The organism is Pseudoalteromonas sp. 2CM39R (genome assembly GCF_023161845.1).
In genome coordinates this window covers 399,664-417,947 of sequence record NZ_JALNTM010000001.1, presented here as the reverse complement: position 1 = coordinate 417,947, position 18,284 = coordinate 399,664, and the positions used below count along the sequence as shown (strand labels likewise).

General features: G+C 41.5%; 13 protein-coding genes. 9 read left to right on the top strand and 4 right to left on the bottom strand.

Going from position 1 to position 18,284, the window contains the following annotated elements:
- Nucleotides 1-7 precede the first annotated feature (7 nt).
- Nucleotides 8-1,129 carry a cysteine desulfurase family protein gene (locus MTF66_RS01880; protein ID WP_248526148.1) on the bottom strand — a complete coding sequence of 374 codons (1,122 nt, stop codon included), beginning with the start codon at nucleotides 1,127-1,129 and terminating at the stop codon, nucleotides 8-10.
- 411 nt (nucleotides 1,130-1,540) lie between these two features.
- On the opposite strand from MTF66_RS01880, the gene MTF66_RS01875 reads away from it, so the two are divergent.
- Nucleotides 1,541-1,801: a hypothetical protein gene (locus MTF66_RS01875; RefSeq protein WP_248526147.1), complete on the top strand. Its 261-nt coding sequence runs from the start codon at nucleotides 1,541-1,543 to the stop codon at nucleotides 1,799-1,801.
- A gap of 64 nt (nucleotides 1,802-1,865) precedes the next feature.
- On the opposite strand, the gene MTF66_RS01870 is transcribed toward MTF66_RS01875, so the two are convergent.
- Entirely contained in the window at nucleotides 1,866-2,459 is a 594-nt protein-coding gene (locus MTF66_RS01870; protein ID WP_063703960.1) for a bifunctional 2-polyprenyl-6-hydroxyphenol methylase/3-demethylubiquinol 3-O-methyltransferase UbiG, read from the bottom strand.
- 442 nt (nucleotides 2,460-2,901) lie between these two features.
- Between MTF66_RS01870 and MTF66_RS01865 the strand changes: the two genes are divergently transcribed.
- The 4 genes from MTF66_RS01865 to MTF66_RS01850 all read left to right on the top strand — a co-directional run bounded on the left by MTF66_RS01865 (nucleotide 2,902) and on the right by MTF66_RS01850 (nucleotide 9,595).
- A complete protein-coding gene (locus MTF66_RS01865) occupies nucleotides 2,902-3,672 on the top strand; it encodes an EAL domain-containing protein (protein ID WP_248526146.1) in 771 nt (256 codons plus the stop codon).
- Between the two features lie 545 nt (nucleotides 3,673-4,217).
- Nucleotides 4,218-5,219 carry an alpha/beta fold hydrolase gene (locus MTF66_RS01860; protein WP_248526145.1) on the top strand — a complete coding sequence of 334 codons (1,002 nt, stop codon included), beginning with the start codon at nucleotides 4,218-4,220 and terminating at the stop codon, nucleotides 5,217-5,219.
- Between the two features lie 713 nt (nucleotides 5,220-5,932).
- Nucleotides 5,933-7,531, top strand: a complete 1,599-nt coding sequence (locus MTF66_RS01855) for an ABC-F family ATPase (RefSeq protein WP_282454003.1) — start codon at nucleotides 5,933-5,935, stop codon at nucleotides 7,529-7,531.
- A gap of 138 nt (nucleotides 7,532-7,669) precedes the next feature.
- Nucleotides 7,670-9,595, top strand: coding sequence for a hypothetical protein (locus tag MTF66_RS01850; protein WP_248526144.1), 1,926 nt, complete (start codon nucleotides 7,670-7,672; stop codon nucleotides 9,593-9,595).
- A gap of 731 nt (nucleotides 9,596-10,326) precedes the next feature.
- Here the strand turns inward: MTF66_RS01850 and katG are convergent.
- Nucleotides 10,327-12,504 carry a catalase/peroxidase HPI gene (gene katG / locus MTF66_RS01845; RefSeq protein WP_248526143.1) on the bottom strand — a complete coding sequence of 726 codons (2,178 nt, stop codon included), beginning with the start codon at nucleotides 12,502-12,504 and terminating at the stop codon, nucleotides 10,327-10,329.
- Between the two features lie 262 nt (nucleotides 12,505-12,766).
- Here katG and MTF66_RS01840 point away from each other — a divergent pair, with 262 nt between their 5' ends.
- Nucleotides 12,767-13,024, top strand: a complete 258-nt coding sequence (locus MTF66_RS01840; protein WP_217877423.1) for a hypothetical protein — start codon at nucleotides 12,767-12,769, stop codon at nucleotides 13,022-13,024.
- A gap of 63 nt (nucleotides 13,025-13,087) precedes the next feature.
- On the opposite strand, the gene MTF66_RS01835 is transcribed toward MTF66_RS01840, so the two are convergent.
- Nucleotides 13,088-14,461 (bottom strand): GAF domain-containing sensor histidine kinase, encoded by a 1,374-nt coding sequence (locus tag MTF66_RS01835; protein WP_248526142.1) that lies wholly within the window; start codon nucleotides 14,459-14,461, stop codon nucleotides 13,088-13,090.
- Between the two features lie 271 nt (nucleotides 14,462-14,732).
- Between MTF66_RS01835 and MTF66_RS01830 the strand changes: the two genes are divergently transcribed.
- The 3 genes from MTF66_RS01830 to MTF66_RS01820 all read left to right on the top strand — a co-directional run bounded on the left by MTF66_RS01830 (nucleotide 14,733) and on the right by MTF66_RS01820 (nucleotide 17,823).
- Complete coding sequence (locus tag MTF66_RS01830; protein WP_058584434.1) at nucleotides 14,733-15,623, top strand: tetratricopeptide repeat protein; 891 nt, start codon at nucleotides 14,733-14,735, stop codon at nucleotides 15,621-15,623.
- A gap of 699 nt (nucleotides 15,624-16,322) precedes the next feature.
- Nucleotides 16,323-16,622, top strand: a complete 300-nt coding sequence (locus tag MTF66_RS01825) for a helix-turn-helix transcriptional regulator (protein ID WP_054563199.1) — start codon at nucleotides 16,323-16,325, stop codon at nucleotides 16,620-16,622.
- Nucleotides 16,612-17,823, top strand: coding sequence for a HipA domain-containing protein (locus MTF66_RS01820; RefSeq protein WP_308199889.1), 1,212 nt, complete (start codon nucleotides 16,612-16,614; stop codon nucleotides 17,821-17,823). The genes MTF66_RS01825 and MTF66_RS01820 overlap by 11 nt, the downstream gene beginning before the upstream one ends.
- Nucleotides 17,824-18,284 lie beyond the last annotated feature (461 nt).

Genomic DNA, 18,284 nt, shown 5'->3' with positions numbered 1-18,284 from the left:
AAGCGGCTCAATAAGCCGCTTTTTTTATCGCTGTGACTAAGAAATTAATATCAGCTTTTTTGATTTCATGGGTAAAGCTAATTCTAAAAGTATGCTCAGCTTGCTCTCGAGTTAACCCTAATGCGGTTAAAACGTGTGAAGCTTCTATCTCTTTTGAAGAACATGCGGATCCTTGAGCAAGACAAACAGAATTCTCATTATCACGAACCAGTACACCTACATTAGTTTTCGGAAGAGATAATGAAAGTATGTGAGGTAAAATATTACCTTGCCCGTTTATGAGATATTCGATTTCATGCTCTTCTAGTTTTTTTAAGAAGTAAGATTTTGGTGCGTCATTTCCAAAATCGCTGTACGTTTGTGGAAATACTTCGATTGCTTTACCAAAACCAATAATTAATGGCGCTGCAACAGTTCCACCTCTTAACCCATCCTCTTGACCTGCGCCATGTATAACAGGTAGAAGATTACGTTTTCTGAGGTCACGAATATAAACAGCACCAATCCCTTTAGGTCCACCAACCTTATGTGCAGAAAATGACATTACATCAATATTCATCTCATCAACGTCAATATCTGTTTTGCAGAAACTTTGAGCTGCATCTGAGTGAAAGATGATACCTTTTGAAAAGCAAAGCTCACCAATTTCTGCAATAGGATTAATTGTGCCAAGTTCATTATTCACATGCATTATAGAGACAAGAGCTGTGTCTTCTTTTATTGCTGCTCTAACACTTTCAGCTGTAATCACCCCATTAATATCTGGTTTTACAAGTGAAATCTCATAACCTAGTTTTTGAAAGTAGTCGCAGATTGCAAAAATGCATTTGTGCTCAATTGATGAAATCACAATGTGTTTTTTAGTTTTTAGGTCTTCATCACCAAGCAATATACTTTTAAAAGCTATATTGTTTGATTCTGTTGCGCCACTGGTGAAAACTATTTCACTTGGAAAAGCCCCTATTTCATCAGCTAATAGCTCTCTTACCTCATTGATCTTATCTAACGCAGACTCACCTAAAATATGACTAGATGCAGAGTTTGCATAACAACTCTCAAATGCGTCCATCAATGTTGATTGTACTTCAGGTAATATTGGATAAGATGCTGCTGAGTCAAGATATATCATAAACAAGTCCCTAATATTTAGTGTTTTAAGGTTATCACAAGCGAGCCTAGGTCACAGACACTTTTTATGCTAAAACTTTAAAAGGTTATATAGTGTAAACCTGAACTTTATGGCTCAAGGTAAGATGAATAACCATGAAAAATATAGGTTTTTTCGATGAATGAAATAATAACTCTAATTTATTGAAGAGGATTTTAGTGCGGAAATGCACTGCAATGGGATACAATCAGTTTTCAAGTTTTGTTTTATCAGACTAAAGAACTATCAAAAACTTGAACAATTTTTAAAAATAACCACGTGTTATTGAGCTTTTAAGGATATCAAGCTCTATGCAATTACCTAATATTGAATTTCATCTCCCGATTAGGCGGTTACTGGAAGCAGTAGCCACTTCCAAAGTGGGGATAGAATATGAAAAAATCGCGCTCATTAAGGCGTCATCATTACGCTAGGTTAAAGAGTAAAGTTGTAAACCACTCTTACTTTGGTCACAGCAGAAACGATTGGCGTTGTGCACTTGAAAGCAAAATTGGTTTTTATGCTAACACTGCAAAGTCTATTACTTCGGCACTTAGCTCAAACCCAAGAAACAATAAATGGAATTCAAGAAAGCATCAATTAACGCTGCAAGAACGCAGAAGTGAATTTGATGCAAAAGAGTTTAATTACTAAAGCTAAAAGGTCGGCAATTGCCGACCTTTTTTGTTATTTGAACTTCGAAAACGCAGCCAAACGACTATATCGTTCTTCTATGCAAAATGGCGTTTAGCCATGTTTCTGTGGCGCGTTCTGGGCGTTGGTCGGCGCTTTGCCACGACTTGAGGATAAATAGGTCGGTGCCTTTAATAATGCTCTCAAGGGCTTGTTCGTTTAGGTCGGTAAATTCGCGACCGTTGTGTTCGCGCTCGCCGTCGCCGTATTTAAACGATACATACACGATGCCTTGTGGCTTTAATGCTCGGGCAAGGTTATTGAATGCTTCTGTTAAGTCGTTTTTTGCTACGTGAATAAGGCTTGCGCAGCACCAAATGCCGTCGTATTTGGCAACGTCGTTTAGCTCTAGAAAGCTGCTTACAGCTACGTCTTGGTTTAAGTATTCTGACGCCAGCTTTGCCATAGCTGGGCTGATATCGAATGCATCTACGCTATAACCACGCTCTTTAAAGATGAAAGCGTCGCGGCCAGAGCCACAACCGGCATCGAGTAAAGCGCCTTTTTTTGGGATCAGCGGTAAGAACTCGTCATAAAGTTCATTGAGGTCTACATCGAGTGTGGCATCGACAAATGCTTGCGCATTTTGGTTGTAGTATTCGACGGTTTTGGATGCCATATTACTTCCTTTATATTGGCAAGATTGCTTGGCGCTAAAATATCATTAAAGCTGGGTACTAAAAAGATATCAAACTGATTTTAAGTATTTTTGGCGGGGAATTTTTTTATACTCCAGCGTAAGTAATTAGGCACTATATAGAAGAAATAGTACTCACAAAGAGATTAAAAGACACTGTGCGCTGCACAAAGAAAAACAAATACTTACAAAGAGGATAACAGACGCTGCGCTTTAGAGAAGTAAGCTTTTATACCTCATTGTTTTCTCATTCTCTTCTCTTTGTGAATAAAAAACCTATAGTAAATAAATGCCTGTTTGACACTATGTAAAACTACGGCTACATATTTTCCCTATAGTTTTATACTTTTAACTCAACAACATTGCACAATTGGCAATTTACTAGCACTATTAAGTATTAAGAAGACTTTAGTCTGAGGTAAGCATGCAGGACAAGCAAACTCATTGCCAGCCAACAGGTTGCAATAAATGTAAAGACAAATTAGAACTCGGTTTTGATTTTACAATGGCTTTTCAGCCAATTATTGATTGCACCGATAAACACATTTTTGGCTATGAGGCTTTAGTTAGAGGGCCTAATAATGAGTCGGCTTACTCTGTTATCTCACAAGTTAACGATGAGAACCGCTATACCTTTGACCAGCTTTGTCGTATTAAAGCTATTTCGCTTGCAGCTAAACTGAAGCTTGATGCTATTTTGAGTATTAACTTTTTACCTAACGCGATATACAAGCCTGAGCGCTGTATTAGAACAACCCTTGAAGCTGCTGAACAATATGGTTTTCCGGTAGAACAAATTATGTTTGAGTTTACCGAGGTTGAAAAGGTTGAAGACAGTACGCACATCAAACGTGTTGTTGAGTATTACCAATCACTCGGGTTTATTACCGCAACCGACGACTTTGGTTCTGGGTACTCAGGTTTAAATTTATTGGCTGATTTTCAGAGCAATATTATTAAGCTCGATATGGAGCTAATACGCGATATTCACTTAAATAAAGCGCGACAAGTTATTGTTAATCATTGTATTGCTATGTTTGAAGAGCTCAACATTACCGCCCTCGCCGAAGGCATTGAAACAGTTGAAGAGTATCAATGGTTGCGCCAAGCCGGCGTAAGTTTAATGCAAGGGTATTTCTTCGCCCGCCCAGGGTTTGAGAGCCTGCCAGAAGTAGATTTTAGTAAGTTGGATTAAGTGGTTAGAGGTTAGAGGTTAGAGGTTAGAGGTTAGAGGTCAGATATTAGATATCAGGCGCGCTACGGGGTTATGTAGGTTAAGTGTTCTTCTCTGCAATGAAAACCCTTCAGGAGTTATTGTAGGAGGTACTTTAGTACCGAATCGAACATAAACAAGAGCTTTCAGCCGTAAGCCCTCAGACGCATGAAGACATTAGGTGCTAGGTTTTGGGCGCTAGGCGCTTGGACGCGATGTTAAATCGCTGCTACCTCGTATCTCGTATCTCTTATCTCGTATCTCTTATCTCTTATCTCTTATCTCGTATCTCTTATCTCGTATCTCTTATCTCGTATCTCTTATCTCGCATCTCGCATCTCGCATCTCGTAACTTTACTCTTTCCCCTTGAAACTCGCTAACTTAAAACACTTCCCGGCTAAAGCCAGTCCTACGAGTTTCATTGTCGTACCTTGCTAACTTCTTCCAGTATTTAATCGTATTTGTATTATAAATTTTTATTTAGGATGCTAGGCTGAATATTCTTTATGCATATTGAGAAAGGATAATGATGTTTTTACGCATACTGTTAGTCTCAGCACTTGTTTTATGGTCTTCTGCAAGCCTAGTCGCTAAAGAGCAGTCTCTTAGTTTTGATGCTGAGTTAAGCAATTATCAATACGACTTACCTGTACAGTTTTTTAATTTTTCGTCACAAAATACGCCATTGAAAATGGCTTACTCTTACCTTAAACCAAGTAATAATATGCCAACCGTTGTGCTCATGCATGGCAAAAACTTTAACGGTCATTATTGGACTAATACTGCCAAGTACCTTAATAGTAAAGGCTATGGTGTGCTGATCCCGGATCAAATTGGTTTTGGTAAATCATCAAAGCCTGCCGATTATCAATTTTCGTTTGCTGTATTAGCCAATAACACTCATCAGCTTGTGTCATCTTTAAATATTGAAAACCCCATTGTACTTGGCCACTCAATGGGCGGCATGCTAGCAAGCCGTTACAGCCTGATGTTTTCTAGCCAAGTTAGTAAACTCATTTTGCTAAACCCAATTGGTTTAGAGAACTATTTAAATTATGTGCAATACAAAGACACTGATTTTTTCTTTAAAAATGAATTGGCTAAAACACCTGAAAAGGTTATTGCTTACCAGAAGAGAAACTATTACGACGGTAAATGGAATAGCTCTTACGAGCAATTAACCCATTTTATTAGTGGTCAAATTCAAGGCCCTGATCATAAGCATATGGCGTGGGTTAATGCTAAAACCTACGATATGATTTTTACGCAACCAGTCATAACACAGTTTGATCAGTTAAACATGCCTGTGTCTTTAATTATAGGCACCCGCGACAGAACTGGCCCTGGCCGCAATTGGAAAAAAGCAAATGTTGACCATGAGCTTGGCCGTTACGATAAATTAGGCAAAGCCGCGGCAAATATGATCCCAAAATCGCAATTAATTGAATTAGACGATATTGGCCACCTTCCTCACATCGAGGATTTTGAGCGCTTTAAAGGTGCATTAGACAAAGCGTTATCATTTTAATTTTGGTCGCGCGAAACAAGTTGCACGCCTACGGTGAAGACATTTGGTTCTGGGTGCTAGGTTCTAGGTTTTCGGCGCTAGGGTTTAGGCCCTAGGACGCGATGTTAAATCGCTGGTTTCTAGTCGTTAGACGTCAGATATTAGATGTCAGGCGTACTGCGGGGTTATGTGGGTCAAGTGTTCTTCTCTGCAATGAGAACCCTGCAGGAGTTATTGTAGGAGGTACTTTAGTGCCGAATCGAATTTAAATAAGAGCTGTCAGCTTTCAGCCTTAAGCCTAAGACGCGCGAAACAAGTTTCACGCCTACTCTATGCTAGGATCTGGGTTCTAGGCGCTAGGGCGCGATGTAAAATCGCTGCTACCTCGTATCTCGAAACTCGCATCTCGTTACTCGCACCTTTCCCCTTTACTCTTTCCCCTCGTAACTTAAGACACTTCCCGGCTAAAGCCAGTCCTACGGGGAAGCATTAGGCGCTAGGATCTGGATGCTAGGCTCTAGAACGCGATGTAAAATCGCTGCTACTTAATTTCTCGCATCTCGTTACTCGTAACTTGAAACTCGCTAACTTTCCCCTTGAAACTTTCTCTTTTTTTAATAGCGTTATTAGGGGCTGATCTGTATAATCCGCGGCCTATTATTTACCCTATTGCTTGTTTATTTTCGCAGTTGCTGCGCCCATAACCCTGTCAGTATTTTTCTAGGAACAATTCGTTGATTTCAACCGCAAATATCACCATGCAATTTGGTGCAGAGCCTCTGTTTGAGAACATTTCAGCTAAGTTTGGTAACGGTAACCGCTATGGTTTAATTGGTGCGAATGGCTGCGGCAAATCGACCTTTATGAAAATTCTAAGTGGTGCGCTTGTGCCAACGTCTGGCAATGTGTCGATTGCACCGGGTTTAAAGCTAGGTACGCTAAGCCAAGATCAGTTTGCGTTTGAGCAATACACTGTGGTTGATGCGGTGATCATGGGTGATGCAGAACTTTGGAAAGTTAAGCAAGAGCGCGACCGTATCTATTCTCTGCCAGAAATGAGTGAAGAAGACGGGATGAAAGTCGCTGAACTTGAAAGCGTTTTTGCCGAAATGGATGGCTACACAGCAGAAAGCCGCGCAGAAGAAATTTTGATCCAAGCGGGTATTGAGCAAGAGTTTCATTATGGCTTAATGGCAAACGTTGCGCCGGGCTGGAAACTTCGTGTGCTGTTAGCACAAGCACTATTTGCAAACCCTGATATTTTGCTACTTGATGAGCCAACCAATAACCTTGATATTCACACTATTACTTGGCTAGCTAACGAGCTTAACCAGCGTAAGTGTACGATGATTATCATCTCGCACGACCGTCACTTCCTAAACTCGGTGTGTACGCACATGGCCGATATCGATTACGGTGAGCTAAGAATTTACCCGGGTAACTACGAAAAGTGGATCGAAGCTTCAAGCTTGCAACGCGAACAGCTACTTGCGGAAAACGCAAAGAAGAGCGCCGAAATTGACGAGCTACAAGATTTCGTAAACCGCTTTGGTGCTAACGCTTCAAAAGCGAAACTTGCGAGCTCTCGTGCTAAGCGCATGGATAAAATTAAGCTTGATGAAGTAAAAGCATCAAGCCGTATTAGCCCGTCACTCCGTTTTGACGAAGGCAAAAAGATGTATCGCCAAGCATTAGAGCTTACTAAGTTAGGTCATGGTTTTGATGGTGAAACCCTGTTCAGCGGCGGTGAGCTATTACTTGAAGCCGGTGCTAAGCTTGCGGTTATTGGTGAAAACGGTGTTGGTAAAACTACCCTATTACGTTGCCTAGTGAATGAATTACAAAGTAACGAAGGTGTGGTTAAGTGGTCTGAAAATGCCAGCATTGGTTATTGCCCGCAAGACAGCAGTAAAGACTTTGATAACGACTTAACTTTATTTGATTGGATGTCGCAGTGGCGCACCGCTAAGCACAACGATTTAATGGTGCGTGCTATGTTAGGCCGTTTATTATTTACCGCAGACGACGCTAACAAAAAAGTCCGTAACTGCTCGGGTGGTGAAAAAAACCGCCTATTGTTTGGTAAGCTCATGATGCAAGACATCAACGTGCTAATTATGGACGAGCCAACTAACCACATGGATATGGAAGCCATTGAAGCACTCAATAATGCATTAAAAGATTACCAAGGCACGCTGATTTTTGTAAGCCACGACCGTGAGTTTGTATCGTCTTTAGCGACTCGGATCATCGATATAAAAGATCAAAGGCTTATCGATTTTCAGGGCACATTTGACGAATATATGGACCATGTTGCGCAACAAGCGCAATAAGCACTTCCAAGAAAAGGTGAGCAAGATAGCTCGCCTTTTTTGTTTACGTTCAGTTACATATTCACTTTACTGAATTACCCATTTTGGGTAACTTAAATTTTTTTGACTTCAATAGAACAATAAATTTAAGGGACCTAAATGAAAAAGCTTTTCAGCATATCGGCACTGACTCTGGCTCTAACAGCCTGTGGTGGCGGTTCATCAACAGATAAAACGCCAGATGTAAAAGTTGAGCAAAATACTGCACCGACGCTTTCTGGCTCACTCACTCTCTCAGCCAAAGCGCTTGAATCAACTAATTTAGTTGTTGATTTAAAAGATGAGCAAAACGACAGTGTGACAACAACGATTATTGATAAACCAGAGTGGCTGACTGTAACCACCAGCAGTAATCAAGTAACTTTTAGTGCAGAGCCGAGCTTATTCGAAGTAGCTAACCACGCTTTTACTGTAGAAGTCTCTGATGGTAAAGCGAGTAATCAATATACCCTAACCGTTAATGTCGCCGAAAACCGGGCTGCATGGCAACCTATTGAGCTTAGCAATAGCGAAGTGATGGGTAACTGGCAATCAAGCGATGGTAGCGTAGAGCTGGTATTTGCTACTGAAGATGCTGGGGTAATTGCTCAAAATGGTGAGCTAAGCCGTTTTGATTGGTCGAACCCTGATGTGATTGCATTAAATACCCAAGCGATTGATTGCTTGCAAGAATGTAATCAACAAGCCCTTCTTGAAATGGAAGTGTTGGCTAAGCGCGATGATGCTATTCGTGTTGAGCTTTTTAATGTTTCAACCGATAAAGGCGAAGTCGTTACCCTTTATAAATCAAATACAGAGCTTAGTTCTGCGTACTACGCTGATGTAGAGCAAAGCTCATTCCACTCTGTTAATTTTTTAAGTGCAGCAGGTGAAGAAAGTTACTTTGAAGTACCTTTAGCAAGCTTTATTCCGACGGCTTCAGGAAATACTACGTCATTCCCTCATGCTGAATTTTCGGCGACGTTAGATGGCAAAACATTAAAAATTGAGAGTGATACATTAGTTGTAACTCAAAACACAAAGCAATTTAGTAACCTTGGTCATGAGGTAGATGTCGCATTTGACCTTGATCTTATTGATGCAGAAGTCATTGCCCAATTTGATGACTTTATAGTGCTAAAACTACGTCATGCTCTAACTTATCAAGATGAAAGTGCTCAAAATTATATTAATGAGTCAGCTGAACTTGCTGAAGCATTGCAAGTAAAAACAACGATTAGCACACTGCGCAAACTTACCCCTATTGCGGTTCCTGAGCTTACAGTAGGCAAATCATATACAGGCCGTTTGAATAACAAAAATTCAGATACAGGTGAAGGATTAACGTTTCGCTATTTACCAACATATTTCACCATCACTGCCGCCGATACTGCGACGGTGACATTTAATACGCCTGAAAATAGTGACTCGTTTAAGTGGCATTACGACTTAGACAATAATGGCGAAACCGTCAAAGTAACAGGCAATGGCCTAGATACGAGCTTACAATTTTTCACTCAGCCTGATGGCAAAGTGATCATGGCGCGCGAACGAAATAAAGAGGAACGCCAAGCTCGCTTAGGGTATGAATTTATGGAAGTGATTGATGACTCAACCATCACACTTGATGACTATAAGCAGCTATTTAGTTACTTACGTCAAGGCTATACCAGCGGCAACCAGAAGATATACTGGTATATAAATGATGATGGTAAAGGCAGCTTTTATTACGCTGACCAATATGGCCTCGAAAACAGAGCTAACTTTACACCAAGTAGTTATTGGCAATTAGAAGCTGATAACAGCATTAGCTTTGCAATGATGTCTCAGTGCCCAAATGCAGTTGATTACTCTAGCTGTAAAGATGAAGTAACTGCAAATCAAGAAGTTGCCTATTCATCATTATTCAATTTTAAAATTCTTGCTAAAGAGGGTGATAAGTACCTTTTTGATCGCCTGTTTTGGCAAAGCACGTATGCCTACAGTGAAAGAGAGTTAAAAGAGAGTATTTTTCAAAATAGTTATTGGTTTGGGGTTGAGAAATAAAGGAGCTTACAGCGGTAAGACGCGCGAAACAAGTTTCACGCCTACGGTGAAGACATTAGGCGCTAGGTTCTAGGCGCTAGGACGCGATGTAAAATCGCTGGTTTCTAGTCGTTAGAGGTCAGATGTTAGATGTCAGCAGAGCTGTGGGGTCGGTTAGGTCGAGTGTTTTTCTCAACAAAAGTGCCTCTTATGGAATAATTTGAGAGGCATTGTAGGAGGTACTTTAGTGCCGAATCGAACGTCGAAAAGAGCATCAGCTTGCAGCGGTCAATCGCGCGAAACAAGTTTCACGCCTACGGTGAAGACATTAGGCGCTTGGTTCTAGGTTCTGGGTTCTAGGACGAGATGTAAAATCGCTGGTTTCTAGTCGTTAGAGGTCAGATGTTAGATGTCAGTCGATCTGCGGGGTTGGTTAGGCCGAGTGTTTTTCTCAACAAAAGTGCCTCTTATGGAGTAATGTAAGAGGTATTGTAGGAGGTACTTTAGTGCCGAATCGGACGTCGAAAAGAGCGGTCAGCTTGCAGCGCTCAGACGCGCGAAACAAGTTTCACGCCTATGGTGAAGACATTAGGCGCTGGGCTCTAGGTTCTAGGCGCTAGGACGCGATGTAAAATCGCTGCTACCTCGAATCTCGCATCTCGTTACTCGTTACTTTCCCCCTTTCCCCTTGTAACTAAAAAAAAGGCCACACAGTTAAACTGTGTGGCCTTTGTACTTAACGGAATTTTAAATTAAATATCGAAGCGGTCGGCGTTCATTACTTTCACCCATGCGTCGACAAAGTCTTTTACAAAACGTTCATTGTTGTCATCTTGTGCGTAAAACTCTGCGTATGAGCGTAGGATTGAGTTTGAACCAAACACTAAATCAACGCGTGTTGCTGTCCATTTAGTTACACCTGTGCTGCGATCAATAATGTCGTAATAGCCTTTACCTAGTGGCTTCCACGTATTAGCCATATCGGTTAGGTTAACGAAAAAGTCAGTACTAAGTGTGCCTACATTATCTGTAAATACACCGTGTAAAGTACCGTTATGATTAGTACCAAGAACACGCATACCACCAACAAGAGCGGTCATTTCTGGTGCTGTTAAGCCCATTAATTGCGTACGCTCTAACATTAGCTCTTCTGCTGAAACCGCATAGTCTTTCTTCAACCAGTTACGGAAACCATCGTGAATTGGCTCAAGAACGTCGAACGAGTCTGCGTCTGTCATCTCGTCTGTGGCATCGCCACGGCCAGGCGCAAATGGCACGGTTATATCAACACCCGCCGCTTTTGCTGCTTGCTCAACCGCTGCTGAGCCACCAAGTACAATTAAATCAGCGAGGCTTACTGGTTTACTTAAACCCGCTTGTACTGATTCGAGTGCACTTAATACTTTAGCTAAACGCTTAGGTTCATTGCCTTGCCAATCTTTTTGTGGTGCAAGGCGAATACGTGCGCCATTTGCACCACCACGGTGGTCTGAACCACGGTAAGTACGCGCGCTATCCCATGCTGTTGTGATTAAATCTGCTTGGCTTACACCACAATTAAGAAGCTTGGTTTTAAGCTCGCTAATTTCGCTGTCTGATAAGGTGTAATCAACCGCTGGGATCGGATCTTGCCAGATCAGATCTTCGCTTGGTACATCGGCACCTAAATAACGTGATTTAGGACCTAGGTCACGGTGCGTCAGTTTGAACCATGCACGTGCAAACACATCGCTAAAGTATTCAAAATCATCGTTAAAACGCTCGATAATCTTACGATAAGTTGGGTCCATCTTCATCGCCATATCGGCGTCGGTCATAATAGGATTTAAACGAATTGATGGATCTTCTACATCAACGGGTTTGTCTTCTTCTTTAATATCGATTGGTTCCCACTGCCACGCACCTGCTGGGCTCTTCTTAAGTTCCCACTCGTAGTTAAGCAGTAAGTAGCAATAGCCGTTATCCCACTTAGTTGGGTGAGTTGTCCATGCGCCTTCGATGCCCGACGTCATGGTATCGCGACCAATACCGCGTGAGTTGTGGTTGTTCCAGCCAAGGCCTTGCTCAAATACATCAGCTGCTTCTGGCTCAGGGCCTACGTTTTCTTCACTACCATTACCATGAGTTTTACCCACAGTGTGGCCACCGACTGTAAGCGCTGCAGTTTCTTCGTCATCCATTGCCATACGGGCAAATGTTTCGCGAACTTGTTCTGCCGTTTTAAGCGGGTCTGGGTTACCATTCACCCCTTCTGGGTTTACATAAATTAAGCCCATTTGTACCGCTGCCAATGGGTTTTCCATAGTGTCTGGTTTAGCTACATTTGAATAACGCTCATCACTTGGCGCTAACCATTCTTTTTCAGCGCCCCAGTAAACGTCTTTTTCTGGGTGCCAAATATCTTCGCGGCCACCGGCAAAGCCAAAGGTTTTTAAGCCCATTGATTCATATGCCATATTACCGGCTAAGATCATTAAATCTGCCCAAGAAAGCTTGTTACCGTATTTCTTTTTGATTGGCCAAAGTAAGCGACGTGCTTTATCTAGGTTAGCGTTATCTGGCCACGAATTTAATGGCGCAAAACGTTGGTTACCTGTACCACCGCCACCGCGGCCATCTTCTAAACGGTATGAACCCGCGGAGTGCCATGCCATACGGATCATTAAACCACCGTAATGGCCCCAGTCAGCTGGCCACCATTCTTGGCTTTCGGTCATTAGGTTTTTTAAATCGGTTTTAACGGCTTCAAGATCAAGGGATTTGAATGCTTCTGCGTAATTAAAGTCTTTGCCGTAAGGATTCGTTTTGCTGTCGTGTTGATGAAGAATGTCGAAATTGAGCGCGTTTGGCCACCAGTCGGTATTTGATTGAGCGGTGACAGTGTTACTACCATGCATTACCGGGCATTGGCCCGTTTTTCCATTACTCATTATGTGCTCCTCATAAGCTAAAATATGACGAAACGCTAAAATTCGCTTTTATCCCTTTCGTCATAAAGAGAGATTTTCTAATAGTTATGAATAACTACTAGTGAATAAGTTCCTGTTGCTAAAAACTATAGGAGTTGTACATGAATAAAGCTAGATCCAGATCATAGTTTTAAATCGATTGCACCGATAGAAAAATCTGATTTGATTCATTTTATAAAACCGTCCATTTTATAAGGGTATTTTTAAACCGCGAGTAGCCCTTATGAAAACCATTAATCCTGACGTTGCTAGACAACTAAGCATTAACTTTTTTATCGCCAATTTACCTATCTTGATGTTAACAGGGCTGGTCGTCGCATCGCTTGTGGGGTTGACGTTTAGAAGTTCGGTATTGTTTTGGCTAGCGCTGTTAATCACGCCATTGAGCATTAATTATTTATATTCAAAAAAACGTATTAAACAGTTTTGCAAAGACAACGAATGCACTGATATTTCTTGTCTTGCTAAGCAAACTGATTAATTTTTAATTTTATTACCCAGTCACCAGATTGTTTAGCCAACAACTTGTATAAATATTAATTAGTTATGTGAGCTTTTGCGGCAATTTGAAGGTGACAGTAACGCCGTTATCCGGTTTGCTGGCAATACTCACTTCGCCTTGCAGCGCTTGCGTTGCAAGGTTATAAACTATCGACATACCTAAACCACTGCCACCATTGCCTCGCTTGGTAGTGAAAAATGGCTCAAACACCTTGTACATCACATCTTCGGTCATGCCATGACCGTTGTCTTTGTAGGTTATGATGTAGCTATTGGTGTCGTTATCGATGCTTACAGCGATATCTATGCGGTTTTGCTCACGGCCAACAAATCCGTGTACACAGCTGTTATTTACAAGGTTTAAGAATATTTGGCTAAGCGCACCCGGAACGGTTATAAGCGAAAAGTCATCAACACAGTTGATGTTTACTTCAACATTATGACTACGTGTAAGTGGCATTAAGCTATGTAAGATATTTTCAAAGTAATCTTTAATGTTGGTTTCAAGTAAATTAAGGGATGATTGATCTACCGCCGTTTGTTTAAAGTCACTAATCAGTTTTGCTGCCCGCTCAAGGTTGGTAAACGATATTTTGATACACTCGTTTAAATGATTCATGCCTTCAAGTAAGGCCGCTTTTGTTAAGGTATTTGAATCTATGTGTTTATTAAGCGTGTTTAGCTTATCTTTTGCTGAGCTATTTGCTGTGACTGCAATGCCAATCGGCGTATTTACCTCATGGGCAATACCTGCAACAAGGTTACCTAGTGAAGCCATTTTTTCGGCTTCAATGAGTTTTTCTTGCATTGCGGTCAGTTCAGATAAGGTTTTTTCAAGCGTACGAGTTCGCTCTGCAACACGTTGTTCTAGATGCTGATTGGCACGCTCAAGTTCAGCATTGATACGTTCGTTTTCTTGTGCCGAGAGCGCTCTGCCATAAAGATCTGCCAAAGCACCGATGAATGAGCATTCATCTTCTGTCCATCGCCTTGTTCCACCTATGTGCTCACAGCAAAATATACCAATCATTTTTCCTTTATAACGAATTGGCGCATCGAGCATTGCACCTATGTTAAGAGGTGTTAAGTAACTTTCGCTAAATTCATACGTAGCAGGGTCGGTATGAGCATCTTCGGCAGTAATCGTACGTTGGGTGTCGAGTGCTTTAAAATAGGCAGGGTATGCATCACGAGGGAGCACTAACATTTGGATTTCTTTGCCGTTTTCTCTATCGAGTAATAACCGGCATTCAATCGCCGTGTTTTCGTCATTTAACAGCCAGATCCCTGCTCGGCCAATTTCAAGGCCATCAAGTACAGCATTCAGAATTAAGCGTTCAGCTAATTCAACATTGCCACTATCAAGATCAGAAGAAATCGATACTCCATACAGCAGTTGGACTAGTTGTTGGCGCATACTCTCACCTTTTAGTTTTACGACTTCTTAAGTCTAGACGAACATTTTAATTCTGACAGAACGAATATAAGTATTTAAAAACTCATTAAGTATTAAGTAGTTGTTCAGATTAAAATGGGTATATTGTACCTAACTCCTGTTGATACCCCTTACGACTTTATGTTGTTTAAGCAGTTTGGCCAGCTCTCCCCCGAGCTGGCTTTTTTTTGCCTAGTCCACAATGCTCACGCATGTTACAGTTACCTCAGAAATCACTAAAAATTAATATGTCATGCGTTATACCTTAATTTTAATCACTTTTTTAATGAGCTTTAGTACATTTGCAGCAGCTCAAAATGAGCCTGAAAACCGCCCTGCTTTAACCGAAGCAGAGCAACAACAAGCTCTCGATAAGCTTCAGGAACCGATGTATAAGCCATTGTTAGAGCGTTATATTCTTGATGAATTAAAAGCTGTGCGCCAAGACCAACAAAAACTGCGCGAAGATGTGACAAAACAAGTTGCTCATACGCAACTAGATACTGCCGACCGTGCATTAACTTATACAACAGATACTATTAATAATGTGTTTTTCATTATCACGATTACTGCCTCAATTTTGGTTTTAGTCGGTTGGAATTCACTGCGTGATGTGAAAAACAAAGTAGAAGACATAGTAAACTCACGTGTTAGTGCGATTACACAAGAATACGAAGAGCGCCTAAAAGTACTTGAAGAAAAGCTACGTGAGCGATCTGAAGAGATCTTGTTAAACCAGCAAAAGATCTCAATCACTAATGAAGTTCATTCTTTATGGATGCGTGCCAATTTAGAAAGCGATGTCGCGAATAAGATTGAGATTTTTGACGAGATCTTAAAACGTAAACCAGAAGACGTAGAAGCCATTGCCTACAAAGCAGATGCACTGTTAGAAATTAACGAAACAGGTGAAGCTATCGAGCTTTGTAATCAAGCATTAGAAATTGATAGCGACTACGGCTACGCATACTGGCAACGTGCTTGTGCATATGCATTACTGCACAAACACGCCGATGCAATGGCTGATATTCGTATGGCCCTTGAGTATTCTCCTAACCTACGTAATGAGCTATTACACGAAAGCGCGTTTGCCAGCCTACACGACAATGACAGCTTTAATTCGTTGCTAAACGAAACGGCTTAGCCTAACCCCATGTAGCAGCGGGTTCATCCCGCGTCATAGGCGCTAGGGTTTAGGTGCTAGGCGCTAGGACGCGATGTAAAATCGCTGGTTTCTAGTCTTTAGAGGTCAGATATTAGATGTCAGCCGATCTGTGGGGTTATTTAGGTCGAGTGTTCTTCTCAGCATTCGACCTATTCATTTTCCAGGTAGGTTGGGTCGAGCGGAGCGACACCCAACATATAGAAGCCTTCAACGATCAGACGCGCGAAACAAGTTTCACGCCTACATGTAGCAGCGGGTTTATCCCGCGTCATAGGCGCTAGGATTTAGGTCCTAGGCGCTGGGAAACGATGTAAAATCGCTGGTTTCTAGTCGTTAGACGTCAGATATTAGATGTCAGGCATGCTGCGGGGTTATGTAGGTCAAGTGTTCTTCTCTCCTGCAGGAGTTATTGTAGGAGGTACTTTAGTGCCGAATCGAACGTAAATAATAACTGTCAGAAGCCTTCAGCGATCAGACGCGCGAAACAAGTTTCACGCCTACTCTATGCTAGGATCTGGGTTCTAGGCACTAGGACGCGATGTAAAATCGCTGGTACCTCATATCTCGCATCTCGTTACTCGTACCTTTACTCTCGCTAACTTTACCTCCTCTATTGCAAAAACATTAAATACCGCTAAACTAATCATTAAATACCTAATGATTATAAATGCAATCAATATGCGTTCTGAACAGGCTACAAAAATGGCACAAAAGCTGGGAGATTTGATTCGCCAGCACCGAACTCTTCATTATACGCAAAGTACATTTGCGAAAATGATTGGGGTATCACGTTCGACTGTACAAAAGTTGGAGCAAGGTGATGTTGTGAAAAGTGACATTCTTTTTGAAGCGCTGGTTGTACTTAACTTACAGGGATCGCTTCTTGATGAAATAAATGAATTAGCGGCCGACGTAGGTGGATACAATGCTCGCCAACGCAAACGAAATTCACCACAGGAAATCAATGATGACTTCTGAGTGCTATGTATTTATAGATGGTTTAGAAGAAAAACCCGTTATCTGTGGTTACTTTAAATTAGATAATCAATCAGGTCGAGGTGAGTTCAACTATGGTAAGAGCTATTTAGCCCGAAACGATGCCTTTGCTCTAGATCCAATACATCTGCCACTAAAATCGGGGGTTTTCAGTTACAGCGCAAACAGAGGTGTATTTGGCGTATTGAGTGATGCCGGAGCTGACTCGTGGGGACGTAAGTTAATTCTTTCGCTTCATAATACAAAACCTAAAAACGAGTTAGAGTTTTTATTAGCTGGCTCTGGGTATGGTGTAGGAGCTCTTGTTTTTAGCCTTTCGCGAAGTGCCTCAAAACATAAAACTAACAAAAACACCTTGTCTGATTTAGCCTTGCTAGATCAAGCTAAAGATGACTTGCTGGCGAATAAAACAATTTCAGATGAAGCTAAGAAAGCATTTGAGTTTGGCCAAAGCATGGGGGGAGCTAGGCCAAAGACCTCTATACAAATTGACAACAAACTCTACTTAGCAAAATTCAATCGCCAAGATGACTTATTCAATCTAGTCAGAGCCGAGCATGCTGCAATGAAAATGGCGGAACAGCTTGGTATTCGCACGGCTCCTAACTTTATTCATAAAACACATACCGGTGATGTGCTACTTGTTGAGCGATTTGATGTAAGCAATGGTTTACCAACACACCACTTTTTAAGTGCGAATAGCTTACTGCAAAAACCCAAAGTTGCTATGAGTGACCTTTCAAGTGACTATTCATATGGTCAATTAGCTGAATTCATTAGGCATCAGACAATGCAAAATGCAGGTGATGCTGAAGAGTTGTTTAAGCGAATGGTGTTCAATGCATATATTGGTAATACAGATGATCACACTCGCAATCATGCATTTCTATATTCATTTTCACAAAAAAATTGGCGATTAAGTCCAGCCTATGACATCACTCCAATCAACAACTCAAAACAACATGGTCTTGGCTTTGGTGATGATGGCCGTTATGCAAGTAAAAGCAATTTTTTATCTCAGGCTAAGCGATTTGGATTAGCAAATTCAGCAGCAAAAAACATCATTAAAGAGATTGAAGAATATTGCAAAGATTGGCCGATTCACTTTAAACATTTTGCAGACGTTAGTGATGAAGATATCACCCGTTTAAAAGGTGTAATTCCTGAAATAAATGAAGATTAATAGTGCGAAACAAGTTTCACGCCTACGTTTTATCCCTCGTCATAGGCGCTAGGGTTTAGGTTCTAGGCTCTAAGACGCGATGTAAAATCGCTGGTTTCTTGTCTTTAGAGGTTAGATATTAGATATCAGCCGATCTGTGGGATTATTTAGGTCGAGTGTTCTTCTCAGCATTCGACCTTTTCATTTTCTGAGTAGGTTGGGTCGAGCGGAGCGATACCCAACATATAGAAGCGGTCAGACGCGCGAAACAAGTTTCACGCCTACATGTAGCAGCGGGTTCATCCCGCGTTATAGGCTCTAGGTCCTAGGCGCTGGGACGCGATGTAAAATCGCTGGTTTCTAGTCGTTAGAGGTCAGATATTAGATGTCAGCCGATCTGTGGGGTTATTTAGGTCGAGTGTTCTTCTCAGCATTCGACCTTTTCATTTTCTGAGTAGGTTGGGTCGAGCGGAGCGATACCC

Coding starts and splice junctions, on each gene's coding strand:
- MTF66_RS01880 (WP_248526148.1), bottom strand. CDS start 1,129: ATGATATATCTTGACTCAGCAGCATCTTATCCAATATTACCTGAAGTA.
- MTF66_RS01875 (WP_248526147.1), top strand. CDS start 1,541: ATGAAAAAATCGCGCTCATTAAGGCGTCATCATTACGCTAGGTTAAAG.
- MTF66_RS01870 (WP_063703960.1), bottom strand. CDS start 2,459: ATGGCATCCAAAACCGTCGAATACTACAACCAAAATGCGCAAGCATTT.
- MTF66_RS01865 (WP_248526146.1), top strand. CDS start 2,902: ATGCAGGACAAGCAAACTCATTGCCAGCCAACAGGTTGCAATAAATGT.
- MTF66_RS01860 (WP_248526145.1), top strand. CDS start 4,218: ATGATGTTTTTACGCATACTGTTAGTCTCAGCACTTGTTTTATGGTCT.
- MTF66_RS01850 (WP_248526144.1), top strand. CDS start 7,670: ATGAAAAAGCTTTTCAGCATATCGGCACTGACTCTGGCTCTAACAGCC.
- katG (WP_248526143.1), bottom strand. CDS start 12,504: ATGAGTAATGGAAAAACGGGCCAATGCCCGGTAATGCATGGTAGTAAC.
- MTF66_RS01840 (WP_217877423.1), top strand. CDS start 12,767: ATGAAAACCATTAATCCTGACGTTGCTAGACAACTAAGCATTAACTTT.
- MTF66_RS01835 (WP_248526142.1), bottom strand. CDS start 14,461: ATGCGCCAACAACTAGTCCAACTGCTGTATGGAGTATCGATTTCTTCT.
- MTF66_RS01830 (WP_058584434.1), top strand. CDS start 14,733: ATGCGTTATACCTTAATTTTAATCACTTTTTTAATGAGCTTTAGTACA.
- MTF66_RS01825 (WP_054563199.1), top strand. CDS start 16,323: ATGCGTTCTGAACAGGCTACAAAAATGGCACAAAAGCTGGGAGATTTG.
- MTF66_RS01820 (WP_308199889.1), top strand. CDS start 16,612: ATGACTTCTGAGTGCTATGTATTTATAGATGGTTTAGAAGAAAAACCC.